The sequence below is a fragment of the Streptomyces venezuelae ATCC 10712 genome (genome assembly GCF_008639165.1).
Classification (GTDB): Bacteria; Actinomycetota; Actinomycetes; order Streptomycetales; family Streptomycetaceae; genus Streptomyces; species Streptomyces venezuelae.
The window spans coordinates 7652550-7677647 of record NZ_CP029197.1 but is presented as its reverse complement, the minus strand read 5'-3'; the positions used below and the strand labels follow the sequence as shown (position 1 = coordinate 7677647).

23 protein-coding genes are annotated in these 25098 nt (G+C 70.7%); 12 read left to right on the top strand and 11 right to left on the bottom strand.

Annotated elements, in window-relative coordinates; genetic code table 11:
• The first annotated feature begins 28 nt into the window (after positions 1–28).
• Positions 29–1378, top strand: a complete 1350-nt coding sequence (locus tag DEJ43_RS35100) for a hypothetical protein (RefSeq protein WP_041663242.1) — start codon at positions 29–31, stop codon at positions 1376–1378.
• 45 nt (positions 1379–1423) lie between these two features.
• Here DEJ43_RS35100 and DEJ43_RS35095 read toward each other — a convergent pair whose 3' ends face one another.
• A complete protein-coding gene (locus DEJ43_RS35095; protein ID WP_051025981.1) occupies positions 1424–2398 on the bottom strand; it encodes a DUF4232 domain-containing protein in 975 nt (324 codons plus the stop codon).
• 189 nt (positions 2399–2587) lie between these two features.
• Here DEJ43_RS35095 and DEJ43_RS35090 point away from each other — a divergent pair, with 189 nt between their 5' ends.
• The 7 genes from DEJ43_RS35090 (at position 2588) to DEJ43_RS35060 (ending at position 10444) form a co-directional block, all read left to right on the top strand.
• Positions 2588–3355 carry a GntR family transcriptional regulator gene (locus tag DEJ43_RS35090; protein ID WP_041663241.1) on the top strand — a complete coding sequence of 256 codons (768 nt, stop codon included), beginning with the start codon at positions 2588–2590 and terminating at the stop codon, positions 3353–3355.
• 40 nt (positions 3356–3395) lie between these two features.
• Complete coding sequence (locus DEJ43_RS35085; protein ID WP_015038198.1) at positions 3396–3623, top strand: indolepyruvate ferredoxin oxidoreductase subunit alpha; 228 nt, start codon at positions 3396–3398, stop codon at positions 3621–3623.
• A gap of 14 nt (positions 3624–3637) precedes the next feature.
• Positions 3638–4999: an ABC transporter substrate-binding protein gene (locus DEJ43_RS35080; protein ID WP_015038197.1), complete on the top strand. Its 1362-nt coding sequence runs from the start codon at positions 3638–3640 to the stop codon at positions 4997–4999.
• Positions 4996–5856, top strand: coding sequence for an ABC transporter permease (locus DEJ43_RS35075; protein WP_015038196.1), 861 nt, complete (start codon positions 4996–4998; stop codon positions 5854–5856). The genes DEJ43_RS35080 and DEJ43_RS35075 overlap by 4 nt, the downstream gene beginning before the upstream one ends.
• Positions 5853–6629: an ABC transporter ATP-binding protein gene (locus tag DEJ43_RS35070; RefSeq protein WP_015038195.1), complete on the top strand. Its 777-nt coding sequence runs from the start codon at positions 5853–5855 to the stop codon at positions 6627–6629. The genes DEJ43_RS35075 and DEJ43_RS35070 overlap by 4 nt, the downstream gene beginning before the upstream one ends.
• A 53-nt stretch (positions 6630–6682) precedes the next feature.
• Positions 6683–9457: a fumarate reductase/succinate dehydrogenase flavoprotein subunit gene (locus DEJ43_RS35065; protein ID WP_015038194.1), complete on the top strand. Its 2775-nt coding sequence runs from the start codon at positions 6683–6685 to the stop codon at positions 9455–9457.
• 192 nt (positions 9458–9649) lie between these two features.
• Positions 9650–10444 (top strand): VOC family protein, encoded by a 795-nt coding sequence (locus tag DEJ43_RS35060; protein ID WP_223831190.1) that lies wholly within the window; start codon positions 9650–9652, stop codon positions 10442–10444.
• Positions 10445–10519: 75 nt separating this feature from the next.
• On the opposite strand, the gene DEJ43_RS35055 is transcribed toward DEJ43_RS35060, so the two are convergent.
• Positions 10520–11986 carry an MFS transporter gene (locus DEJ43_RS35055; protein ID WP_015038192.1) on the bottom strand — a complete coding sequence of 489 codons (1467 nt, stop codon included), beginning with the start codon at positions 11984–11986 and terminating at the stop codon, positions 10520–10522.
• A 123-nt stretch (positions 11987–12109) separates the two neighbouring features.
• Here DEJ43_RS35055 and DEJ43_RS35050 point away from each other — a divergent pair, with 123 nt between their 5' ends.
• The gene (locus tag DEJ43_RS35050; RefSeq protein ID WP_015038191.1) at positions 12110–12577 is read left to right on the top strand and encodes a MarR family winged helix-turn-helix transcriptional regulator; all 468 of its coding nucleotides are present in this window, start codon (positions 12110–12112) and stop codon (positions 12575–12577) included.
• Positions 12578–12593: 16 nt separating this feature from the next.
• Here DEJ43_RS35050 and DEJ43_RS35045 read toward each other — a convergent pair whose 3' ends face one another.
• Positions 12594–13454, bottom strand: coding sequence for a M64 family metallopeptidase (locus DEJ43_RS35045; protein WP_015038190.1), 861 nt, complete (start codon positions 13452–13454; stop codon positions 12594–12596).
• A 2-nt stretch (positions 13455–13456) separates the two neighbouring features.
• Positions 13457–13849 (bottom strand): hypothetical protein, encoded by a 393-nt coding sequence (locus tag DEJ43_RS35040; protein ID WP_145953733.1) that lies wholly within the window; start codon positions 13847–13849, stop codon positions 13457–13459.
• A 255-nt stretch (positions 13850–14104) separates the two neighbouring features.
• Here DEJ43_RS35040 and DEJ43_RS35035 point away from each other — a divergent pair, with 255 nt between their 5' ends.
• Both DEJ43_RS35035 and DEJ43_RS35030 read left to right on the top strand, forming a co-directional pair.
• Positions 14105–14560 (top strand): carboxypeptidase-like regulatory domain-containing protein, encoded by a 456-nt coding sequence (locus tag DEJ43_RS35035; protein ID WP_015038188.1) that lies wholly within the window; start codon positions 14105–14107, stop codon positions 14558–14560.
• Between the two features lie 60 nt (positions 14561–14620).
• Positions 14621–15481, top strand: a complete 861-nt coding sequence (locus DEJ43_RS35030; protein ID WP_015038187.1) for a thermonuclease family protein — start codon at positions 14621–14623, stop codon at positions 15479–15481.
• A 17-nt stretch (positions 15482–15498) separates the two neighbouring features.
• On the opposite strand, the gene DEJ43_RS35025 is transcribed toward DEJ43_RS35030, so the two are convergent.
• The 5 genes from DEJ43_RS35025 to DEJ43_RS35005 all read right to left on the bottom strand — a co-directional run bounded on the left by DEJ43_RS35025 (position 15499) and on the right by DEJ43_RS35005 (position 20755).
• Positions 15499–16251: a hypothetical protein gene (locus DEJ43_RS35025; protein ID WP_041663237.1), complete on the bottom strand. Its 753-nt coding sequence runs from the start codon at positions 16249–16251 to the stop codon at positions 15499–15501.
• Between the two features lie 29 nt (positions 16252–16280).
• Positions 16281–16958, bottom strand: a complete 678-nt coding sequence (locus tag DEJ43_RS35020) for a hypothetical protein (protein ID WP_015038185.1) — start codon at positions 16956–16958, stop codon at positions 16281–16283.
• Between the two features lie 31 nt (positions 16959–16989).
• Positions 16990–18516, bottom strand: coding sequence for a hypothetical protein (locus tag DEJ43_RS35015; protein ID WP_145953732.1), 1527 nt, complete (start codon positions 18514–18516; stop codon positions 16990–16992).
• A 77-nt stretch (positions 18517–18593) separates the two neighbouring features.
• Positions 18594–20057: a hypothetical protein gene (locus DEJ43_RS35010; RefSeq protein ID WP_015038183.1), complete on the bottom strand. Its 1464-nt coding sequence runs from the start codon at positions 20055–20057 to the stop codon at positions 18594–18596.
• A 317-nt stretch (positions 20058–20374) separates the two neighbouring features.
• On the bottom strand, positions 20375–20755 hold the full coding sequence (locus DEJ43_RS35005) for a YrdB family protein (protein WP_015038181.1): 381 nt from the start codon (positions 20753–20755) through the stop codon (positions 20375–20377).
• A gap of 206 nt (positions 20756–20961) precedes the next feature.
• Here DEJ43_RS35005 and DEJ43_RS35000 point away from each other — a divergent pair, with 206 nt between their 5' ends.
• Complete coding sequence (locus tag DEJ43_RS35000; RefSeq protein ID WP_015038180.1) at positions 20962–23958, top strand: carbohydrate binding domain-containing protein; 2997 nt, start codon at positions 20962–20964, stop codon at positions 23956–23958.
• Positions 23959–24041: 83 nt separating this feature from the next.
• Here DEJ43_RS35000 and DEJ43_RS34995 read toward each other — a convergent pair whose 3' ends face one another.
• Together DEJ43_RS34995 and DEJ43_RS34990 are read right to left on the bottom strand one after the other, a co-directional pair.
• A complete protein-coding gene (locus DEJ43_RS34995; RefSeq protein ID WP_015038179.1) occupies positions 24042–24635 on the bottom strand; it encodes a TetR/AcrR family transcriptional regulator in 594 nt (197 codons plus the stop codon).
• Complete coding sequence (locus DEJ43_RS34990; RefSeq protein WP_015038178.1) at positions 24632–24994, bottom strand: DUF1304 domain-containing protein; 363 nt, start codon at positions 24992–24994, stop codon at positions 24632–24634. The genes DEJ43_RS34995 and DEJ43_RS34990 overlap by 4 nt, the downstream gene beginning before the upstream one ends.
• Between the last annotated feature and the right edge of the window lie 104 nt (positions 24995–25098).

Here is a 25098-nt window from a genome sequence, read left to right as displayed (position 1 = left end):
GATCTCTTCAGTGGAGCGTGTGACGCACATGACCGAGCTGAGCCGCACCTATGTGGACGAGTGCCTGCGCGGGGGCGACGACGGCCTCGCGGGGGCCGTGGCACGAGTCGCGCTGCCGCCGGCCTTCGAGGAGGCCTGGCGCGCGCACCTGCTGCCCAGGCCCTGGTTCGTCTCCGCCGCCGAGACGGCCGCCTTCGCGAGGGATCTGGAGGGCCTCTTCGACCTCCTGGTGTCGCTGCCGCTGCGGCTCTTCGACGGTGACCGCGACCGGTTCGCGGCCGCGGCCGGCATCGGCCCGGCGCTCACGGCGGTGCTCGGCAGGGGTGGTTCCGGCGTCCCCGCCAAGTTCGGCCGCGCCGACGCGTACCACGACGGGACCTCGTACAAGCTCCTGGAGTTCAACCTCGGGAGCGAGGTGGGCGGCATCGACATGGCCGTGTTCAACCAGGCCCTGCTCCGGGTCCCCGAGTTCGCCGACTTCGCGCGCGTGCACCGGCTCGACCACGTGGACATCGCGGCCCGGATGGCGGCCGTACTGCGCGACCGGGCCAAGCCCGCGCTGTCCGGCGGGGCGGAGCCCGTCGTGGGGCTGATCGAGGGGCGCGACGGCATCGGCCCGTACGGAGGTCTGATGCGGGCCACCGTGGAGGCCATGGCGGAGCAGGGCATCGACGTGCGGATCGGTGAGATCGGCGACGTCCGCACCCGGCCGGACGGCAAGCTCACCCTGGACGGCACCCCGCTCGACCTGGTGCTGCGCAACTTCGCGGCGAGCCAGCTGCTCGACGACCCGGAGGGCCCCGAGGTGGCGGAGGCGTTCTTCCGGGCCCACGAGGCGGGCAGGACGGTGCTGTTCACATCGCTCGAGAGCGGCTTCTACTCCAGCAAGGGCGCCCTCGCGCTGCTCACCGACCCTCGCTGGAGCGCCTCCTTCGACGCCGAGGAGCGGGCCCTGGTCGACCGGGTGCTGCCGTGGAGCCGCACCCTCCCCGCGGCCGGCGGCTCCGGCAATGACGGACTCGTGGACCTATGCCGGGAGCGGCGGGAACGGCTCATTCTCAAGCCGAGCGCCGGGTACGGCGGTCTGGACACGTTCGTGGGCTGGGAGTGCGGCGACGCCGAGTGGTCCGCGGCGCTCGACGTCGCCGTCGAGCGCGGCGGATACGTGGCGCAGGAGCGGGTCGTGCCGCGCCCCGAGCCGGTGTACGACCCGGCGACCGGCACCGTCGACGCATGGATCGCGGCGCTCGGGTTCTTCCTCACCGACGAGGGGTACGCGGGGGCGCACGCGCGTGCCAACCGCGCCGACGGGGGCGCGATCGTCGGGATGAGCAGCAACCCGGACACCCGGATGGTGGGCGTGTTCACCCACCCGTGAGGCCGCCGGCCCCTCCGGCGGAGGAACGGGCGATTCCGTTCGGGATCAGCGGGCCTCGTCCTTCTTCCAGGGGCCGACGCCCAGCTTCCCCGTCGTGCCGAGGTCGAACTCGGGGGTCACCATGACCGGTGCGGCGCCGGGCTTCGCCCACACGCGCGCGTAGGGAGCGTTCACGGGCTCGTTCGTGACGCTCGCGACGGTGTTGCGCCAGACCAGCGTCGCGTACGCGCGCTCGCCGGGCTTCAGGACGATCGACCGCGGCGGCCCGTCGGCTCCGGTGCCCGTGGCGACGGCCGCGCCGCCCTGGAGGATCGACACGCCGGAGACCCGGTCACGGTCCTCGTCGCGGAGCTCGACGCGCGGGTAGCCGTCGAGCGGGTAGGGACGGGTGCCGCAGTTCTCGAGGTGCAGGCCGACGACCCGGAGCCCCATGGCGGCGTCGCCCTCGTCGGCGTACACCCGTACGCCCGAGGGCGGGCAGGTGCCGCCCACGACGGGGGCCTCGGCCGTCGGCACGCCACGCACCTTGACGACCCGCACCCGGGGTGACCCGCCGGCCGCGTCCCCGGGGAGGTCGGAGGCGGTGACGGTGCCCCGGACCGTGCGTCCGGGGGCGACGGCCGGGACGGTCTCCGTCACGTTGCCCAGGGCCTGCCCGCTGTCCGAAAGGAACGAGAAGGTGACGACATAGGTGAAGGGCACGGTCTCCTGGCTCGTGACGGAGTACGCGGCACAGGGCCTGGCGCCGCCACCGGCGCCGCCGGCGGTGCCGAGGATCGCGACGCCGTCCTTCGCCGGGGAGGCGGAGGCCTGGGGAGCGGCCTCGGAGGCGGTGGTCGAGGAGGGTGCCGCGGATGATCCGGCGGAGGGCGCACCCGGCCCGCACACGGGTGGCGCACTGGTCGCGGCGCCCCCGGCTCCGAGCTGTTCGGTTCCGCAGCCGGTGAGCAGGAGGAGGCCGACGGCGACGGCGGCGGGGACGGTGTGGCGAGTCGGGCGGTTGTGCCGGGTGGGACGCATGGCAACAGTTGATCAGGTCGGGCCCTTCCCGCATAGTGGGCGAATACCGGTCCACCTGATGGGCGGCGAGGTGGCGGATCTTCCCGCCTGCTTGACATCGTCGCAGGTCAGAGCGGTGTGTACAGGTTGTCAGGTGGCGCAATACTGTGGCAACACCATCCGGGGCTTCCCGCCGCTACGTTCCTTGCCATGCCCGCCGAACCCGCTCCCGCCGCCCGCCCCGTCGCCGCCGCCCGTCGTCGGCGGCTGCGCGCGGACCGGGCGCGGCAGCTCGCCGACCTGCTGCGCCACCAGATCCTGGCGGGTGGCGTGCCGGGCGGGGTGCTGCCGCTGGAGGACGTGATCGCGGCCGACTACCGGGCCAGCCGCAACACCGTCCGCCAGGCCCTCGACCTGCTGCGCGGCGAGCGGATCGTGGAACGGCAGCCGGGGGTCGGCACGGTGGTGGTGTGCGAGAAGTACCCGCACGGCCTGGACCGGCTCCAGGGGCTCGCGGAGACCCTGCGGGAGCACGGCCGGGTGACCAACGAGGTCCGTACCGTCGGACCGGTCTCCGCCCCGGGTCCGGTGGCCCACCGGCTGGGACTGCCGGAGCACGCCGACGTGCTCTGCGTCGAGCGGCTGCGCCGTCTCGACGGGCTGCCGCTCTCGCTCGACCTGTCGTACCTCCCGATGGACATCGGGGGTGAACTCCTCGGCTGCGACCTGGAGAACACGGACGTGTTCCGGCTCCTGGAGCAGCTGACCGGCGGTCCGCTGGGGCACGCCGAGATCACCCTGGAGGCCGTCAACGCCGACGCGCACTCCGCCGCCGTGCTCCAGGCCCCGCGCGGGGCCGCCGTCCTGATGCTGGAACGGCTGACCCGGCTGCCCGACGGCCGCCCCGTGGACCTGGAGTTCATCCGGTTCCGCGGCGACCGCATCACCATGAGCGGCGTGCTGCACCGCTCCCTCTGACGTCCCGACTCCCCTTCCCCGCTCTTTCCTGGAGACAGCCATGCCTCTGGTCCCCCAGCGTGCCGACGTGCCCGTGACCATCGACGAGTCGAAGTGCATCGACGGATGCACGCTCTGCGTCGACATGTGTCCGCTGGACTCGCTCGCGATCCGCGAGGCGGACGGCAAGGCGTACATGCACGTGGACGAGTGCTGGTACTGCGGCCCCTGCGCCGCCCGCTGCCCCACCGGCGCGGTCACCGTCAACATGCCCTACCTGCTCCGGTGAAAGGCCGAACCCCCATGTTCCGAGGAAGACTCACCCTCCCCGCGCGCGCCCTCCGGCTCGCCCTGCCGACGGCGCTCCTGCTGCCCCTCGCCACCGCGTGCGGCGGTGACGCCGGTGCCTCGTCCGACGCGAGGACCGTGACGGTGACCGTCGGTTACCAGTCGAAGACCATCAACACCGTCACCGCCGGCACCCTGCTGCGTTCCCTCGGCTACTTCGAGGAGGAGCTCGCCGCCCGGGGCCGTAAGGACGGCGTCGGCTACCGGGTGGTCTGGCAGGACTACGCGACGGGCGCGCCGATCACCGCCCAGATGACGGCGGGGAAGATCGACATCGGCTCGATGGGCGACTTCCCCCTGCTGATCAACGCGGCCAGGGGCAAGCAGCTGAAGGAGCCGACCCGGCTCGTTTCCGTCACCGGCTACAACCTGCGTGGCGGCCTCAACACCGTGGTCACGGCCCCCGGTTCGCCGCTCAAGTCGCTCGCGGACCTCAAGAGCCGCAAGGTGTCGACCAGTGTCGGTTCGGCCGCCGACGGCACTCTCGTACGGGCTCTGCGGCGGGCCGGGATCGACCCGGGCAAGGACGTCCACAAGCTCAACCAGCAGCCGAGCGTGGGGGCTTCGGCCCTGGCGGCGGGCAGCGTCGACGCGCTGTCCCAGTTCGTGGCCTGGCCCGGACTGCTCGCCTTCCAGGGCAAGGCGACCGCTCTGTACGACGGCGCCGAACTGGATCTGCCGACCTTCCACGGGGTCACCGTCCGTGAGGAGTTCGCGCAGCGCAGGCCCGCCGTCCTCGACGCCTTCCTGCGGGCGCAGCGCCGGGCCACCGACCATCTGCGGGAACAGCCCGTCGCGGCGGCCGAGTCGGTGGCGAAGGCGACCGGGCTGCCCGCCGAGGTCGTCTACCTGTACAACGGCGCCCAGGGCATCGCCACCTTCGATCCGGCGCTCCGGCCCGAACTGATCGCCGCGCTCAGGGAGGACGTCCCCGTCCTGAAGGAGGCCGGTCTGGTGACGGACGTCGACGTCGACGCGTTCGTCGACCCGGCGCCGCTGCGCCGGGCGGTACCGGACCCGGGGTACCGGAAGGCGACGGTCCCGAAGTCCGAGCTGTGGATCGAGGGGCAGACCTCGACCCGTACCTTCGACAGCCCCGCCGCCCTGCTGAAGGCCGTCAAGGGGGCCTCCGTGCGGGCCGCCTACGTGCCGGACGCGGTGACCGGGACGCTGTGGTTCGCGGACCGTGCCGTGTGGGTCGCGGACGGCGGCTCGTGGCGGGCGTTCGTGACGCGGGCGGCCGCCGAGCGGTACGTCGCAGGGCACGCCGGCGCGCGGATCGTCGCGTACGCGGAGGCCGTGAGGCTCGCGTCATGAGCGCCGTGCGCCGGCTGGTCCGGGTGGCCTCCCCGCTCGCGGCCCTGGGCGTCTGGCAGCTGCTGACCTCCTACGACGTCCAACTGTGGCTGCGCTTCGAGCAGTTCCCCACGGTCGTCGAGGTCGCCTCGGCGCTCGCCGACCGGGTGGGGACGGAGGCGTACTGGCAGGACCTCGGCCACAGCCTGCGCCGGATCGCGGTCGGGTTCCTGCTCGCCGCCGTCCTCGGCGTCGCGGCCGGAACGGCCGTCGCCCGGTCCCGCTGGGCCGCCGACATCCTGGGCCCGCTGGTGGAGGTGGTGCGGCCGATCCCCGCCATCGCGCTGGTCCCGGTCGCGATCCTGCTGCTGCCCACCAACGAGCAGGGCATCGTCTTCATCACCTGCGCCGCGGCCCTCTTCCCAGTACTCGTTTCGACCCGGCACGCGGTGCGGGCCCTGAACCCGGCCTGGGAGGAGGCGGTGCTGACGCTCGGCGGCGGCCGGGCCCGGGTGCTGTTCTCGGTGGTGCTGCCGGGCGCCCTGCCGGGCATCTTCGGCGGTCTGTCGGTGGGCATCGGCGTGTCGTGGATCTGTGTGATCTCCGCGGAGATGATCTCCGGCGAGTACGGGGTGGGGTACCGCACCTGGCAGGACTACACGGTCGTCGACTACCCGGGGGTCTTCGTCGGCATGGCCACGATCGGCGCCCTGGGCTGGCTGACCTCCACCGCGGTCGAGTCGCTCGGCCGCCGCGTCACCGCCTGGCTGCCCCGCCCGGCCGCCCGGGTCCCGGCCGGTCGCCCGGCCCGCCCGGCGGACGTCCCCCCGCCCGCCGTCACCGCTGTCCGCACGCCCGAGAAGGAGCCGGTTCCATGAGCACCGTGAGCCCGTCCGCCGTGTCCGCGGAGCCGAAGGCCGCCGAGGCCCCGGCCGGCGCGGAACTCGCCCTGCGCGGCGCCCGGCTGGGGCATCCCGACGGGGTGGCCGTGCCCGGCCCCGTGGACCTGCTGATCGCGCCCGGCGAGCTGCTGACCGTGGTCGGCCCGTCCGGCTGCGGCAAGACGACCCTGCTGCGGACGCTCGCCGGTCTGCTGCCCCCGCTGACGGGGAGCGTGACGCAGGACGGGGAGCCGATCCGGCGGCCCGGGGCCGACCGGGCGCTGGTCTTCCAGCACGACGCGCTGCTGCCCTGGCGCTCGGTCCGCGCCAATGTGGAACTGCCGCTCGCCATCCGCCGGGTGCCCCGCGCCGAGCGGCGCCGGGCCGCCCAGGAGTGGCTGGAGCGGGTCGGGCTCGGCGGTCACGCGGGCAAGCTGCCGCACCAGCTGTCCGGCGGGCAGCGGCAGCGCGTGCAGCTGGCCCGCGCGCTCGCGGGCCGGCCCCGCGCGGTCCTGATGGACGAGCCCTTCGGCGCGCTCGACGCGCACACCCGCGCCGGGATGCAGGACCTTCTGGTGGAGATCCTGCGGGGCACGGGCGCGACGGTCGTCTTCGTCACGCACGACGTCGACGAGGCGCTCCATCTCGGCGACCGCGTCGCCCTGTTCGCGACCGGCGAGGTGCTCGACGTGCCGCGGCCCCGCTCGCGTGACGCCCGGCAGGCGCCGGACACGGCCGCGCTGCGCCGCCGGGTCCTCGCCTCGCTCTGACGGCCCGGTCCGCGTTCCGTCCTCCCACCCCCCTGAGCTTCGAAAGGCGCCCCGTGAGCAGCCCCGCCAGCCCCGCCAGCCCCGACACCGCACTGACCGTGCCCGACCTCGCCGACGCGACCGAGCTGTCCTGCGACGTGCTCGTGATCGGCGGCGGCACCGCCGGCACGATGGCCGCGCTGACCGCCGCCGAGCGCGGGGCGAACGTCCTGCTCCTGGAGAAGGCGCACGTCCGCCACTCCGGCGCCCTCGCCATGGGCATGGACGGCGTCAACAACGCGGTCGTGCCGGGCCGCGCCGAACCCGACGACTACGTCGCCGAGATCACCCGCGCCAACGACGGGCTCGTGGACCAGTCGACGGTCCGGCAGACGGCCACCCGCGGCTTCGCCATGGTCCAGCGCCTGGAGTCGTACGGGGTGAAGTTCGAGAAGGACGAGCACGGCGAGTACGCGGTCCGGCAGGTGCACCGGTCCGGCTCGTACGTGCTGCCGATGCCGGAGGGCAAGGACGTCAAGAAGGTCCTCTACCGGCAGCTGCGGCGGCGCGAGATGCGGGAGCGGATCCGGATCGAGAACCGGGTCATGCCGGTCCGCGTCCTCACCCACCCGGAGGACGGGCGGGCGGTCGGAGCGGCCGGGTTCAACACCCGTACGGGCGAGTTCGTCGTCGTGCGGGCCGGGGCCGTGATCCTCGCCACCGGCCCCTGCGGGCGCCTCGGCCTGCCGGCCTCCGGCTATCTCTACGGGACGTACGAGAACCCGACGAACGCGGGCGACGGCTACGCCATGGCGTACCACGCGGGCGCGGCGCTCACCGGGATCGAGTGCTTCCAGATCAACCCCCTGATCAAGGACTACAACGGCCCGGCCTGCGCCTACGTCGCCAATCCCTTCGGCGGCTACCAGGTGAACCGGCACGGTGAGCGGTTCGTGGAGTCGGACTACTGGTCGGGGCAGATGATGGCCGAGTTCGCGGCCGAACTCGCCTCGGACCGGGCGCCGGTGTACCTGAAGCTGAGCCATCTCCCCGAGGAGACCATCGACGCGGTCGAGTCGATCCTGCACACCACGGAGCGGCCCACGCGCGGCACCTTCCACGAGGGGCGGGGGCACGACTACCGCACCCACGACATCGAGATGCACATCTCGGAGATCGGTCTGTGCGGGGGCCATTCGGCCTCGGGGGTACGGGTGGACGCCCACGCGCGGACGACGGTGCCCCGGCTGTACGCGGCCGGCGACCTGGCGTCCGTACCGCACAACTACATGATCGGCGCGTTCGTCTTCGGTGACCTGGCGGGCGAGGACGCCGCCCGGTACCGCGCGTACGAGGGCGAGTTGGACCGCGAGCAGATCGCGGCGGCGCACGAACTGGTCTACCGGCCGCTGCGCCACCCGGAAGGACCGCCGCAGCCCCAGGTCGAGTACAAGCTGCGGCGGTTCGTGAACGACTACGTGGCACCGCCGAAGACGGGCGCCAAACTCTCCCTTGCCGTGGAGGCGTTCGACCGGATGGCGACGGAGATCGCCGGGATGGGGGCGCGTACGGCGCACGAGTTGATGCGGTGCGCGGAGGTGTCGTTCATCCGGGACTGCGCCGAGATGGCGGCGCGCGCCTCGCTCGCCCGGACGGAGTCGCGCTGGGGGCTCTACCACGAGCGGCTCGATCACCCCGAGCGGGACGACACGGGCTGGCTGCACCACCTGGACCTGCGCAAGTCCCCTTCCGGGACGATGGAGTTCACGGCACGGCCGGTCGAGCCGTACCTGGTGCCGGTGCCGGAGTTCGACCCGCCGGGCGGCCTTGAACGGCACCTCGGCGAGGTCGCTCTCGTGCCGGTGGCCACGGCCGGCCCCCGGGACGCGGCGCCCGCGGCACGGCCGGCGACGGACGTCCCGGATCCGGTCGGCCGAGCGGTGCCGGCACCGGCCGTCCCGGCGGCCGAGGCCCCGCACCCGCGCCTGCTCCGGCTCCTCTCGCTCGTCGAGGACTCCCCCGACCTCGACGCCCTCGCCCCCTACCTGGACGACGCCGACCCGGCCGTACGGGCCGCCGCCGTCACCGCGCTCGGCGAGACGGCGCCCGCCGGTACCGGCCCGGCGCTCGCCGCGCGGCTGCGCGACGGCTCGCCCCTCGTCCGGGCCGCCGCGTCGGCCGCGCTCCGCGAACTCGTCGAGGTGCTGCCCGCCGGGCCGGAGCTCGGGGCCGGGCTGCGGGAGGCGCTCGCCGTGCCCGACGCGGCCGTACGGTCCGCCGCCCTCGATGTGCTGCGGGCGCTTCGGCTCGGGGACGCCGCCCTGTACGCCGGGGTGCTCGACGACACCGCCGTGGAGGTCCGGGTCCAGGCCGTCCGGGCCCTCGTGTCGGTGGACGCGGTCGCGGAGCTGTCGGCGGCGGCGGCCGACCCGGCCCGTGAGGTCCGGGTCGCGGTGGCCCGGGGTCTCGCCGCCGTGCGGCGCCCGGAGCCGGAGCCGCTGGGCCCGCTGCTCGACGACTCCGACCCGCTGGTCCGCGGCGCGGCGCTGGCCGCCCTGGCCGGCACGGGCTGCCCGCCCGGCTGGTCGGCCCGCGCCGAGGACGCGCTGGGTGATCCCGCCTGGCAGGTCCGCGCGGGCGCGGCGACCGCCCTCGGGGCCGTGGCCGCCGACCTCGCGGTACCCCCGCTGGCGAAGGCGCTCGACGACCCGAACGCGGACGTCCGCAAGGCCGCCGTCCTGTCGCTCCTGGTCTACCGGGCCGACCCCTCGGCCCGTACGGCACTGGCCGGGGCGTCCGCCGACCCCGACGCCGACGTCCGCGCCTACGCGGCCCGCGCGGCGCGCTGATCCCGGGGCGGGGCCGCCGTCCGTCGCCCACCGGGTCATGAGGTCCGCACACCCGGGCGGGTGGTGATCGGCGGCACACGGGTGAGTGGGCGATTGAGGCACGGTGGACGGGGGAAGGGGCGCACGACGCACGCAGCGAGGCAGGACGACGAGGAGGTGGTGCCGGTGTCGGGGCCGACGACCGGAGAAGCGGTGGGAGCACCGTGCTGGCTGAATCTGACCGCGCACGATCTCGACGCGGCGGAGCGCTTCTACGGGGCCGTGCTCGGCTGGACCTTCCAGCGGGGCGGCGAGGAGCGGGAGTACTCGGTGGGTCGGCTGGGTGAGGTGCCGGTGGCCGGGATCGCGGCGGTGGCGGCCGAGCTGTCCGTCGGGGTGGCCTGGACGGCGTTCTTCGCCGTGGACGACGCCGACGAGACGGTCGCGCGGATCCGGGAGCGCGGCGGCACGGTCGGCGTGGGGCCGGTCGCGTATCCGCCGCACGGGAGGGCGGCGCTCGCCACCGACCGGGAGGGCGCGCTGTTCGGTGTGTGGGAGGGGCGGACGCAGACCCGCTGGCACGTCGGCGAGCACACCGCACCGGCCTGGCTCGAGCTGCACACGCGGGACGCCTTCGAGGCGGCCGTGTTCTACGGCGAGGTGCTCCGCTGGGCGGACGGCGGTCCGGGCAGCTTCGAGGTGTCGTACGAGCAGGACAAGGTGGTGCTGCGGCGTGAGGGCGAGGCGGTCGCCCGGCTCAACAGCGGGCCGGTCGAGGCGGCCTCGGCGCAGCCGCAGTTGCGACCGCGCTGGCTGGTGCGGTTCCGGGTGCCCGATCCGGAGGCGGCCGCCGCGGCCGTCGTGGAGCACGGCGGTCTGATCGTGCCCGGCGGGGACTGGGGCGGGGTGCGGGGCCCCGAGGTGGCCGGCGAGCGCCGGGCCGTGGCCGTACGGGATCCCGAGGGGGCGCTGTTCACCCTGGAGGCGGCGGAGGACGGCAAGGACTGAACGCCGGGCGGTGCGGGCCGGGGGTCGCTCCCCGGCCCGCACCGCCCCACGGTCGGGGCTCGGCGGTGGTGCCGCTCAGGCGGGGGCCTCGGTGGCGGCGCGCGGCGCGCCCCCCGGCTCGGGGCTGGTCGGCGCACCGGTGGACGCGGCCGCGATCCCGCTCGGGATGAGCGCGGCGACGACGGCGGCCACGAGGCCGACGCCGCAGCCGATGAGCATGGCGACGCGGAAGCCGTCCTCGGAGGGCAGGGCGTGGCCGCCGAGGGTGGTGGTCAGCTGGGCGAGGACGACGCCGATGACGGCGGCGGAGACGGAGGTGCCGATGGACCGCATCAGGGTGTTGAAGCTGTTGGCGGAGGCGGTCTCCTCCTGCGGGACCGCGCCCATGATGAGGGCGGGCATGGCCCCGTAGGCCAGTCCGACGCCGGTGTTGCAGATGAGGGTCACGGCGAGCAGGCCCCAGGTGGAGCCCATCAGGGCGAGCGAGGAGCCGTATCCGGCGGCGATGACGAGGGCGCCGACGGAGAGGGTGACCTTGGGGCCGCGGGCGGCGGAGAGCTTGGCGCCGAGCGGGGCGAGGATCATCATCATGAGGCCGGCGGGGGCCATCCACAGGCCCATCGCCATCATCGACTGGCCGAGTCCGTAGCCGGTGGCCTCGGGCAGCTGGAACAGCTGGGGGACGACCAGGGACTGCGCGTACATGGCGAATCCGACGAGGACCGACGCCAGGTTGGTCATCAGGACGACGGGGCGGGCGGTCACCCGCAGGTCGACGAGGGGATCGCGGGTCCGCAGCTCCCACCGGCCCCAGGCGAGCAGCACGACCGCCGCGACGGTGAACAGGCCGAGGACGGTGGCGCTGCCCCAGCCCCAGGTCGCGCCCTTGGAGACGGCGAGGAGGAGGGCGACGAGCCCGACGCCGAGGCCCAGGGCGCCCGGGACGTCGAAGCGGCCGGGGGCGGCGGCGCGGCGGCCCGCGGGGGCGACGCGCCAGATCAGGAAGCCGACGAGGACGCTCAGTCCGGCGGCCACCCAGAAGAGGACGCGCCAGCTGGCGTTCTCGGCGACGGCGGCGGAGAAGGGCAGGCCGAGGGCGCCGCCGACGCCCATGGAGGCGCTCATCAGGGCGATGGAGCCGCCGAGCCTCTCGGGCGGGAGGATGTCGCGCAGCAGGCTGATGCCGAGGGGTACGACACCCATGCCGAGGCCCTGGAGTCCACGTCCGACGATCATCGGGACGACAGAGGAGGCGAGTGCGCAGACCACCGATCCTGCGATCAGCGGGATCACGGAGACGAGCAGGACGCGCCGCTTGCCGAGGGTGTCGCCGAGCCGCCCGGCGACGGGGGTGGCGACGGCGCCCGCGAGCAGGGTGGCGGTGATCACCCAGGAGGCGTTGGACGCCGTGGTGTCGAGCAGCTTGGGGAGGTCGCCGATGAGCGGCACCACCAGGGTCTGCATGAGTGCCGCCACGATGCCGGCGAGCGCGAGGACGCCGACGACGCCTCCGGGTCGGGCGTCGGGCCTGGAGCCGTCCACGTGTTCTCCCTAGCTTTTCCAGGGTGGTCGTCCACTCTGGTCGATATGCATCATGCACACCAATGGGCTGATACACAAGCCATGCATGATGCACATTCGATCACCGCGAGGGACAATGGCCTCATGGACAAGCCCGTGGACAAACCCACCCACCTGGTCGAGTTCGAGACCATGCTGCTCGGCCGGCACTCCCACCTGTACGTGCCCCGCTCCCGGGCCGCCGGCGGCCACCTGGACCGCAGCGCGTACGTCCTGCTGAGCCGCATCCGCATGCACGGGCCGATGTCCATCGGACAGCTCAGCGAGGCCTTCGGACTCGACGCCTCCACCCTCAACCGCCAGACCGCCGCGATGCTGCGCGCCGGGGTCGTGGAGCGCATCCCCGACCCGGAGGGCGGAATCGCCCGCAAGTTCCGCATCACCGACGAGGGCGAACGACGCCTGGAGGCCGACCGGACCTCGAACATCGAGGGCCTGGAACGCGTCATGGAGCACTGGTCCCCCGAAGACGTGGCCCGCTTCGCGGCCTTCCTCGAACGCTTCAACCGCGACATCGAACGCCTGGAAGGCCGCCCTTGGCCGCGCCCCTAGGGACCGTCACGGCCCCTCAGGGGTAGAACGGGAAGAGGACGGCGTCGATCCGCTCCTGGCACACGGCGCAGAACGGCTCGCCGAACTGGCGCATCTTGCATTCGTACTCGGGGCGGAAGACGCCGCAGTGGTAGTGGTCGCCCCCGGTGTACGCGCCGACGGTCCCCGGGGGCGTCGGCGAGAGCCCCGGTGGCTCGCACACGCTGCAGTCGCTACTCGTCGACGTGGGTATGGGCGTCGAAGGGTCGACGAGATGGCCCCACTTGAGCGTGGAAGTGTCGATGGTGACGTTGGCGGCCGCGGGCTCCACCGCGGGATGAAAGTCCCGCCCGGACTCCGCGCAGGTGCTGCTGTAGTCGTACTCGTCCGCCAGACCGAGGGCATGGCCGAGTTCGTGGAGACCGGTGGCCAGGCCCTTCGGGTGGATGGACGTGGTGATGACACCACGTTTGGTGCCTCCGGGGATGGTGCTGTTCACGATGACGAGGATGACGTGGGACCAAGGGAGTTCGGCATACACGGTGTTCAGCGTCAACGTGTCGTCCACGAACAGCACTCGACGGTCCACGCCGTTGCCACAGAACGTGGCGTCGAAGAAGGTGTCGGCGGTGGCGCCGGTGCCGCACGGAGCGGGGTCGTCCGCGCCCGACTGGGCGGAGGCGACGTCGAGGCGGTAGACGTTGATCGCGGCGGACGGGCCGGCGAAGGGGGGCGTCGCGAGGAGGAGCGTGATGAACTCCAGTGCGTGCAGACGGAAGTTGGGGAGTTCTTCTTCCGTGTACCCGTCGGACACCAGGGTCAGATTCCAGCGGTCGATCGGAGATCCGTGGTCCAGCACGAGTTCGGAGCCGATCACCGTGCCGTCGTTCACACCCATGGTCATTCGCTCCAGAGGTCGAATCGGACGAGTTCGGTCGCGGCTTCCGCTTCGGACTCCGTGGCGAGCGGGCTGCTGTTGAGCACCAGGAAGCGCGCGTTCAGGTCGGCGGGCACGAGCACGGCGAAGTCGCCGGCGACCACATCCGCCGGAACCCGTACGAACCCGTCTGTGTCGACATCACTCACCTCGTAGTCGTACCGAATCGGCGTGCCGATCACCTGCCGGTACAGGACCTGGTCGTCGGTGTCGCGCGTCTCGTACCAGAACCCCGAGTACTCGCCCTCGCCTAGTTCGTCGGAGGACGGGAGGGTCATTTCGACGCGCTCTTGCGAGGCCAGCCAGAAGTCCTGCCCCTCGTAGGTGATACGGCAGCGAATTGCCTCCACGGACATGGGGGTCACCTCCTGCGCAGCACACCCCCTGCTTTCCATGCTGCTCCTGGAACCGCTGTCGCGCCAAGCAGGCCACGGCGCGATTGACACGGTCCGCGCACGGGACGAACCTGGAATCAGGTGCGTCCGAATGACCCCTCAGAAGTTTTCACTTCAATCAGAGTTGGGTTCATTTCCTCAGGCGTACATCCGGCGCATTCGGCCGCGCCCGAACACCGTCGACGAGAATCCGGCCCCATCCGAGAGGAGGCTGGCATGCGCGGGCATGTGCGCACCGTCACCGGGGATGAGCCGATCCACATGATCAAGGTCAGCGTCTACCGCCCCGACCTCACTTTCATCGACCGCGCCTACACCGACGAGGACGGCGCGTACAGCGTCGACGTACCCGCCGGTGAGACGGTCACCGTACGCTTCGACACCCATTACTCGCTCACCAACGCAGACGAATGGCAGCCCTCGTTGGTCACGAACGTGGTCGCCGACGACACCGTCCCGCTCGACCGCCGTCTGGTCCCGAGGGGCCACTTCGCGGACACGGCACGCGGCATCGACATCCTCGCCGCCTTCCTCGTGGCTTCGGCCGTGGAAGAACCCGAGTACGCGTCCCACGCCGCCGCCCGGCTGAACCAGCTCAAGCAGAACACCCTGTTCCTCCAGCACATCCAGCAGGCCCTCCTGGAGCACTTCATGGAGCAGGGCAACGCCTGACGTCCCGCACCCTTGTCGAGGGTGCCTCGGAGGGAACGTACGCACTGCTGAGGAGCCACCATGCCCATGCTGCTCATCAAAGGCTTCTACAACATCAAGGACTCCCAGCCGGACGGGGACACGGTCCACTTCACGGCCGCCGACCCGGCCGAGTGGGGCCTCGTCGGTGGCGGCGGCGGCCGTGCCGTCAAGAACAGCGAGGCGGGGCTCGGGAAGCTGCGCCTGGACGCGGTCGACACGCTCGAGACCCACTACGGCCCGGCCCAGGACCACCAGCCCCTCCCGTTCGCCCACGCCGCACGCGACGAACTGCTGAAGTCGCTCGGCTTCGTCGACGTCCAGCGGCAATCGGACGAGACCGTGACCGCCACCACCCCGGAGACGGTCCCCGGCTTCGTCCTCACACGCGGTGCCGATGTCCACGGCCGCTGCATCGCCCTGGCCGGCGCCGGCGCCGCGCCCGGCACCAGCGGCCGGGAGATCGACGTGGACGTCGCCGTGCTGCGGACGACGGTCAATCACCATCTGATCGGCGAGGGGCTGGCCTATCCGATGTTCTACCGGACCCTGCCCACCAGTCTTCGGGTGGAGCTGGCCGCGACGGCCGTGCGGGCACGCGAGGCCCGCCGAGGCCTGTGGGCCGGTGATGTGACCACCGCCGGAGCGAAGATCACGGGGCCGGCCTCACTGACCGACGACGTGGTGATCCTCCCCAAGCTGTTCCGCCGCACCCTCGACTACCTGCGCCTTGCCATGCCGTTGTCGTGCTACCCCGCCTTCCTGGCCGGTATCCAGGACCGGTACTCCGTCCTGTCCACGGGCGAACGCCGCGCCGGCCTGCACCACATCGTCGAGGTGACGAACGGCCACACGGTGAGGATGACGCACCAGCCCGAGGACCTGGTCTTCGAGGACGCCTGACGCTTCAACCCCGCGCGTCAACCCTGCGCGGCGGCCACGAGAGCGGTGAGCACGCGGTGGGTCTTGCTGTCGGGGACCTCGGACAGCGTCACCCCTCGTTCGAGCACCGCCTCTTCGAGCTTGCGCGCCTTGCGCTCGGCCCGTTCCTTGAACTCCCCCTCGTCGTCGCCGGCCTTGGGCTTCACACGGATCGACACCTCCAGGAAGTTCAGGCCGGCGACCGACCACGCCTCCAGGTCGACCTTCAGGTCGTCGAGGGGAACGTCCTCCACCTTCGTCGCGGAGATCGGCCCCAGAGCGACGAGCCCTTCGAACCGCACGTCGGGAGCGCAGACATCCAGGAACTGGTCCTGCACCTCGTCGAACAGCGTGGCGGGATCGGACCCCGGTGTCACCGCGGCCGGCAACGCCCCCGGCGGGTGATCGCGCACCAGGGAAGCCGCCAGAACGCGGCCGTTCCTCGACCAGTCCTCCTCGATCCGGTACGTGAGCGCATCCACCTCGAACGGGGCGGTGAACCGGCCGAGGAGCTGTTCCCTGGTACAGGGACGCAACTTGACGACCACGTCATCCTGCCCGCCACCGATCCTGATGCGTACGATCACTCCGCCGTCCAGGAGCAGCAGCTTGCCCTGCGCGACACCGACCCGGTCCTCGGCGAACCAGATCCGACGCGTCATCAGCACGCCTTGCGAAGCCCCGAGAGCCGACATCGCTCCCGCCACGTCGTCCTCGACGTTGACCTTGATTTCCACCGGCAGCAGACCCATGACATCGCTCCTGCACATGTATGGAGAGCTCACTTTCCGAAATCTTCAGTCTCGAGATACACCTCGGCCACCACTTGAAGACGGGTCTCATGCTGTGTAGGGAATCCGTCGTTCCCTACAATGGCACCTGATGCCTGCTCCCCCGGGGCGAGCCTGTCGTCGAGCCGGTTCTCGCGGCCCCCGAAATCGAGGAGAGCGCCGGGAGGCGGACCCGGCGGTACGTCTTCTCCCATCGGCCGGACCAAGAGAATCTGGTCGAAGTCGGGAGGTGCCGTGATCCGATGCGCCAAGAAACCTTCGTCCCCTCCACCGAAGAAGATGTAGCGCAACTCCGACGAGTGACTGGCGAGGGGGTCGAACTGCTGGAAGTACAGGGTTTGCAGGAGGCTCGCTCTCACTTCACCGAGCTCACCACCATCTCTTCCGACGCGCCCGAAGAACAGGCGGGCGGGCAGCGCTTCTGGAGTTACGGCCGCTTGCACCCGGAGCTCAGCGACGGAGAGCGGCTCGGGACGCAGGGTAAAGAGGGCCGAAGTGCCGTAATGGTGACGGTTGGTCTCGTACACCGGGCTGGAGAGTGCGGCCTGAAGAATGATCTGGTAGTCATGGGGCGCTATGAACTTCGCCAGGTGACTGAGGTACACGCGTGAATTCGTCCCCAGCACCACCATGTCGTGAGTTTCCTTGGGGAAGCCTTCGTCGGGCATGCCGCGCCTCCTCCCGAGGATGGTGGGGGAATTACCACTGGAGCGCAGGATCGGGATCTGGTGATTTGGGTAGGCGCTGACAGGTGAATGCGGCGATGTAGATGTCCTCTTCGTCGGAGATCTCGGTATCGCGACTCACGTAGTAGGTGGCCCATCTGATCTTCCCGTACGCGCCGGACTCGAGCACCTGAACTTTGGCGACATTTCCCTCGGTCGTGCGGAAGGCCATGAGCGTTCCCACAAGGCTGTATCCTTCGGCGGCCCGGAGGTAACCCTCCCCGAATGGGTGGTGGGGTGGTTCCGACTCTCTGTAGAGGCGCGCCGCTCCCAGTCCCTCGAATCCGGTGGACGAGTTCATGAGGTACAACGAGGCATCGTTCAGTGATCTCAGTTGCGGTACGCCGGCGGAGAGGGAGTCCCAGCCCATGTCGGGCACGCCCGCATCTCGATCGCCGGTATCGAGGTCGATGGACGCATAGGCATGCTCGGGATCGCCTTCCAGGAAGGCTTCTCCGGAGGAGACCTCGCTCCCGCTCAGGCGCACGATCTCAATGTTTCGGACGAGGGCGACGGTATCCACGTAAGTGGTACACCGGCCTTGGGGTCGGTCGGCACCGTCACTGAGTGACTGCGTGCCCGCCGGAAATCTCCAGGCCCGTGAGCCGAACAGGTCCATCACGGGGTCGAACCACGGCCGGGCGATCGAGACGGGACAGTAATCGAATGCCACGGAATGGATGTCGTCGTCGATGGCTCCGCCCAGAGCTGCCGTCAGGGCTGGTGAGGCCTGGGAGGCCAGGGCGACCAGCATGTCCCGGGACATCTCCACACGGGGCCAGGCCACGTCCAGTACCTCGCCGGGGGCGTAGAACGTCGGAGCGAAGCGAGTCCCGTTCGGAGCCGTGGAGAACTGGTCGGGAAGTTTCGGATTGAAAGCCTCGCGGTGCCGTCGCCACACGGCGGAGGGCATCTTCGCTCCCAGCTCGGTGACAATGCGCAGCGCGTCTTCGACCGTGCTCTTATGACCCGTGCCCGTCCAGGCCGCCAACGCGTCATCGCGAGCCTGGCGCAGTCGCGGTTCATCCACCTCATACCAGTGGTCTTTGACGGCCGGGTCCGAGGACATGTTCGCGGTCTGCTGTGCCTGTTTGTAGTCGATGCTGGCCTGCAGCCATGTCTGGCGAGCCGACTGGTACTCACGCAGGGCCGGCGAGGGGGCCGTCCCGCTGCCGTCGGACGTCGGGGCGTACAGGTAGTTCACGGCCGTCTGGTACTTCTGCTGTTCGGCCGCCGAGAGGCTGCTGGTCGCCAGCTCCGCGCCGAGCACCTCCCCGTAGATGTCCCAAAGGTGCACGGTGGTGGACGGCTGCCAGATCGGGTGGGTGGGGACCCGGTTCACGAGTTCTGAGAACTCGGCCAGTGTGTTCTCCTGAACCGCATCGCGTGGCGGGGTGAGGTGCAAGTTCTTGGCCTGGTACGCGTACGGCGTCACCGGGACGCTGACGATGTGCTCACGATCGGTCAGCATCTCCTGCAGTTTGGACGCGATGCCGAGCACGGTGGCAGCGTCCAGGGACCCGTTACCCATCAGCGCCATCCTTGGGGTGTCGGTGTCATGCGGTGGAACAAGGACGCTTACACCAGGTCGTCCTCGTCGATTCCATCGAGGAGGTTCGGCGTCTTGCCGAGCAGATGGTTGACGAATCCGATGATCTGCATGCCGGGTACCGTGATGCCCGCACCATCACTCTCCGAGTGGAAGTGATTTCCCGATTCGCTGTGACTGTAGCTGCCCTTGAGGACGAATGGCCCCCAGCCGACGCTGGCATTGGCTCCGACCGAGTTCGCGTAGGCAGTGAACGCCTGCGTGAACTGCGAGGAGCGGATCGTCACGTCCTTGACGAAGAGCGCCTGCAGCGGATAGCCGATGAACCGGCCGCTGGGCGGCCTGGCCCCGTCGGACGGCATCTCGTCGTAGTTCCACCCCTCGCCCTTACGCAACGTCCACCCGCGGTTTTCCAGGAATTCGGGGTAGAACCAAGGGCGTACGATCTGGACCTGCGTCATGGAGAACGACAGGGAGAAGTCGTCGACATGGAAGTCCTGCGAGTAGTTGGACGAGGAACTCGTCACACCACCACTGGCGCTCCACAGTCCCCATCCGAGACCGGCACCGGCAGACCAGTTCGTCTGCGACGAAGCCGTCGACGAGTCCACCATCTGGTGGTACATGTGATAGTTGGTCCAGCCGGGTGACGTCGCGAAGTTACCGGGGACAACGGTCGTGTAGGCGAATCGTTGCCCGGGCCCGAGAGCATTGACGATCGCCTCGTTGTAGTACCGCTCAAGGTTCTGCTTCCAGAGCAGCATCGACTTTTCGGTCGTCTGACTGATGTACGCGTTGACCTCATCGACCTCGTTGCGGTAGCCGGAGGACGTCCAGTCGTCCATGGCCGAGCTCACGAGGAGCCTGTATATCTCGGCGTTGTTGCTCCAGTCGGCAACGGCGAGTTTGCCCGGTTCGCCTACAGCCGCTTGGGCGGCGATGCGCTTGGCATTGTAATTCAACGCGGCCATGTAGTAGAGCTGCATGTACGACTTGTAGGCCTTGAGCAGCTGACTGTCCTCGGTGACCTCCTTTTCCTCGTCTGTGACGAGGTTCTTCACGGTCCGAGTCGTCCGGAGGAGGGCCCTGAATTTTTCCAGCTTGGCCTTCTGCGCATCGGTCAGGTCGTAGTGCACCACTTTGGAGAACTTGAGGATTTGACCATAGATCTCACTCAATCGGGCGCCACTGGCGTTGCGCCATACTCCGTCTTGCCGGTCGCTGGAGTAGGCGGACTTTACGTCAGGGATGAAGTCGACCAACGAGGCGAAGTTGAAGGCCTGCTGCAGCAACAGCTTGTCTTCGTTCGCGTTCGCACCAGTTCCGATCCCCTGCGCCGCAAAGGTGAAGTCGGCCGCCTGGTAGGGAAGCCCGGGCATGCACCATGTGATGAATGCGTCCTTGGAGGGCGGTACTGTCATGTCGCCACCGGCCAGAATTCGATACATCTGGTCACGGAACGTACCGCCGAGGTCGCCGATTGTGTAGGCCATGAGAGGAACCTTCCAGGCTTGCGGTTCACATTCCCGCATACTCAGCCGATGTGCGACGCCGGGAATTCGCCTAGATCCTCGCCGGCGTCACCTTGCCGCCGAGGTGTCCTGCACGACAGTCGGACGCGGCTTGGCGGACTGCACGTGAAGCAGGGCCCACCCCTCCAGGATGAACCCGTTCCACGGCGGGGACAACTCGTGCCCGGCGCGCCAACCTCGCCCGTCCGGCAGGGCAGTTCGGTCAGGGAGCTGTCACGCGAGGGCGAGGTCGAGCACGCACGTCACCCCGACCACCTCAGACCGGGCGCATCGCGGCCCTAGCGCGGAAGGGGCGCGCCGGGTGGCGCGGCGGCTCGGCGGTCCAGGGTCGCCAGGGTGGTGTTGACGAGCGCCACGGCGACGAAGCAGCCGGCCCACGCCGGCCCGTCGAGCGCGTCGAGCGCGAGTGCCGCCGCGCCGAACACCAGGGCCTTCACGGCCAGTACCACCGCGAGGGGCACCTGGAACCGCGCCCTCGGCGCGGCGAACAGGCCCCACAGGACGGCCGCTGCGACGGGCGCCGCGACCGCGAGCACCAGTCGGAGCACGATGGCCTCCGCACTCTCCCAACCCCAGCGGGCGAGCACGGCCAGTGCGGCCAGTTCCAGCAGGAACGCCAGCCCTTCGTTGAGCACGCGCAGGGGGCCGGGCAGCTTCATCGGGGGCCTTTCGTCGTCGAGCGCCCAGGGGCGGGCGATCCGAGCGTAGGCGCCGGTTCCGTCAGGAGTCTTTACCTGTGGGGCCCGGCGGCGGTAACTTCCCGCCGACGCAAGATGTTTCAGAAACTTTCCGACTGCGTTTCCAGTCGTGCTGATCCCCACTCCCCACCGGCCCGCACGGAACGCGCCCCCACGTGGAGCCTCACATGACCCGCACTCCCCTGCGGCCGCCCGGACGGGCGGTGGCCGTCCTGGCCGTGACCGCCGGCCTGCTCGGCCTGCTCACGGCCCGACCCGACGCACCCGCACCCGCACCCCGTACCGCCCCGGTCGCCGCCACCGCCGAGAACACCGCGACCGTCTTCTACTGGACGAAGACGAAGAACTGGGCGCGGTACAACCTCCATTGGGCGCCGGACGGTGGTTCCTGGACCACCGTGCCCGGCGTCGCCATGGAGGCCGCCTGCACGGACTGGGTGAAGAAGACCGTCTCCCTCGGTACGGCGGCCGGCCTCCAGGCCACCTTCACCAACGGCAGCGGCACCTGGGACAACAACGGCGGCAGGAACTACGCCCTGGGCACCGGCTCGCTCACCGTCAAGGACGGGGTGATCGCCCACTCCGACCCGTGCGCCGGAACGGGACCCGAGCCGACTCCGACGCCGGGTGCCAAGGCCACCGTCTACTACTCGACCGCCGCCCTCGGCTGGTCCACCGCCAACCTCCACTACCAGCCGGCCGGCGGCGCCTGGACCACCGTCCCCGGCGTCGGCATGCAGGCCGCCTGCGCGGGCTGGTGGAAGCGGGAGGTCGACCTCGGGACGGCCACCTCCCTCAGGGCCGCCTTCAACAACGGCAACGGCACCTGGGACAACAACGGCGGCGCCGACTACACGATCGGCGCGGGCGTCAGCACCGTACGGAACAACGCCGTGACGGCGAACGCCGCCGACCCCTGCGCCGCCGAAGTGCCCGACACCCAGGCCCCGACCGTCCCGGCGAAGGTCACCGCCGCCGCGGACGGCGTCTCGGTGCTGCTGACCTGGGACCCCGCCACCGACAACAAGGCCGTGGCCAAGTACCAGGTCACCCGGGTGGGCGGCAGCGGCGGTACGGTCGTCACCGACGTCGGCTCCACCGTGTTCTCCGACACGGGCCTGGCCGAACGGACCGCGTACACCTACACGGTGAAGGCCGTGGACGCCGCCGGGAACGTCTCCGCCGCCTCGGCGCCCGCGGCCGTCACCACCGGGGACAAGCCGGCGACCCCCGCCACCGGGAGACCGCTCGGCACCGACCCGCGCAAGGACCCCGTCTACTTCGTCCTGACCGCCCGCTTCAACGACGGCGACCCGTCGAACAACCGCGGCGGCAGCCAGCACGTGAAGTCGGGCAACGCCGCCAACGACGACCCCATGTTCCGGGGCGACTTCAAGGGCCTCATCCAGAAACTGGACTACGTCAAGGGCCTCGGTTTCTCCGCGATATGGGTGACCCCGGTGGTCCTCAACCGCTCCGACTACGACTACCACGGCTACCACGGCTACGACTTCTACAAGGTCGACCCCCGCCTGGAGTCGGCCGGCGCCTCCTACCAGGACCTGATCGACGCCGCGCACGCCAAGGGCATGAAGATCTACCAGGACGTCGTCTACAACCACTCCTCCCGCTGGGGCGCCAAGGGCCTGTTCACGCCCACCGTGTACGGCGTCCGCGACAGCCAGTGGAGCTGGTACTACGACGAGAAGCAGCCCGGCTTCACGTACGACGGCCTGACGGTCGACCCGAAGACCGGCAAGTCGTACTACAACGGGGACCTGTGGTCGACGGCCGAGCCGGCCGGCAACACCTGCCTCAACTGGGGCAAGCCCACCGGCGGCAAGAGCCCCGAGGGCTACACCCTCTACAACTGCCAGTGGCCGAGCCCCACTTCCGGCATGTTTCCCAAGGCCCTGTACCACAACTGCTGGCTCGGGAACTGGGAGGGCGAGGACTCGCGCTCCTGCTGGCTCCACGACGACCTCGCCGACTTCAACACCGAGTCCGCGGCCGTCCAGAACTACCTGATCGGCGCCTACGACAAGTACATCGACATGGGCGTCGACGGCTTCCGCGTGGACACCGCCGTGCACGTCCCGCGCACCACCTGGAACCGCCGCTTCCTTCCCGCCATCCAGGAGCGCGTCACCCAGAAGTTCGGCGCCGAGGCCGCGAAGAACTTCCTGGTCTTCGGCGAGGTCGGCGCCTTCGTCAACGACAAGTGGAACCGCGGCTCGGTCAACCACTCCGCGCAGTTCTTCACGTGGAAGGAGCGCAAGGAGTACGACGCCGACGACGCCAAGGCCGCCGTGGAGATGTACGACTACGAGAACCAGGCCGGGACCGCCGCCCAGCCCACGTCCACCAACGCCTTCCTCGACGGCAACGCCTACCACCAGCCCGACCACAGCAAGTTCTCCGGCATGAACATCATCGACATGCGCATGCACATGAACTTCGGTGACGCCGCCAACGCCTTCCACAACGGCAAGGACTCCGACGACACGACCAACGACGCCACCTACAACGTCGTCTACGTCGACAGCCACGACTACGGACCCAACAAGTCCGCCGAGCGGTACGCGGGCGGCACCGACGCCTGGGCCGAGAACATGTCCCTGATGTGGACCTTCCGTGGCATCCCGACGCTGTACTACGGCTCCGAGATCGAGTTCCAGAAGGGCAAGAAGATCGACTGCGGGCCGACCTGCCCGCTCGCCACGACCGGCCGGGCGTACTTCGGCGACCACCTCGCCGGCTCGGTCACGGCCTCGGACTTCTCCCAGGTCTCCGCGGCCTCCGGCGCGGTCGCGACGACGCTCGAACAGCCCCTGGTGAAGCACGTGCAGCGGCTCAATCAGATCCGCCGCGCGGTCCCCGCGCTCCAGATGGGCCAGTACTCGACGGAGGGCATCTCGGGCGGCATGGCGTTCAAGCGCCGCTACACCAGCGGCGGTACGGACAGCTTCGCGCTGGTCACCGTCACCGGTGGCGCCACGTACACGGGCATCCCCAACGGCACGTACACCGACGCCGTCACCGGTGACGTGCGGACCGTCACCGGTGGCACGCTCACGGTCGCCGCGCCCGGCAAGGGCAACCTGCGGGTGTACGTCCTGAACGGCCCGGGCCGGATCGGCACGGCCGGCCCGTACCTGAAGTAGCCGCCCGTACCCCGAAGGAGCCGCCCGTACCCGGCGCGGCCGCCCACGCCACCACCCCGCGCCCTCGGGCCGGGGTGGTGGCGCTACTCCAGCGGCGTGCGGTGCAGGGTGACGAGCAGGCGCCAGATCTGATGGGCGATCAGGTCGGAGTCGCCTTCGACGAGACCGTGCAGCCAGTCGGCGAGCACTCCGGCGAAGGTCGCCGCCACCGCCGAGGCGATCAGCGCCGGCTCGGGGCCGCCGGCCAGCGTGCGCTCGTGCAGGCTGCGGGCCCGCAGGTCCTCGTGGAGGACCAGGCCGAGCGGCCCGCCGCCGCCCGGGCGCAGCAGCGTGCGGTAGAGGCCCGTGTGCGGGGCGAGTCCGGCGAGGAAGTCGAGCAGCGCGGGCGGCGGCGACGCCGGGTCCGGGCGGCCCCGCCAGGCGTGCAGCGCGTCCACCGCCTCGCGGACCACGTCGGCGCAGGCGTCGACGGCGAGTGCCTCCAGGTCGCCGTAGTGGACGTAGAAGGTGGCGCGGCCGACCCCGGCGCGGCGCACCAGGGTGGCGATGGTGACCTCTTCCAGCGGGCGTTCGGCGCACTCGTCGAACAGGGCGCGGCGCAGCTTGGCCCGCGTCCTGGCCGCCCGAGGGTCGCCCGGCGCCGCCCCGGCTCCCGGCCCGCTCGCCCGTGCGCTCACCGGCTCAGCAGGACGGCGCCGAGGGCGACCGCGCCCGGGAGCGCCTGGGCGACCAGGATGCGGCGGTTCGCGGTGGCTCCGCCGTACAGCCCGGCGACGACGACACAGGAGAGGAAGAAGACCTGCACGCGGAAGCCGGTCGGGTCCCCGGCGATCAGGCCCCAGACGAGTCCGGCGGCCAGGAAGCCGTTGTACAGACCCTGGTTGGCGGCGAGCGGCGCGGTCGCGCGGGCCATGTCGGCGTCGAAGCCGGACAGTCCGCGCCCCGGCTTCTTCTCCCACAGGAACATCTCCAGCACGAGGATGTACGCGTGCAGGGCGGCCACCAGGCCCACCAGTACGTTCGCCGTCGTCTCCACCGTCGTCTCCCACCGTTCACACTTCCTGGACAGTTGTCCATCATACATGGACAGTCGTCCAGGAAGTCGCGGGTCGCCGAGGAACTCGGAGTCACGGCCGCATG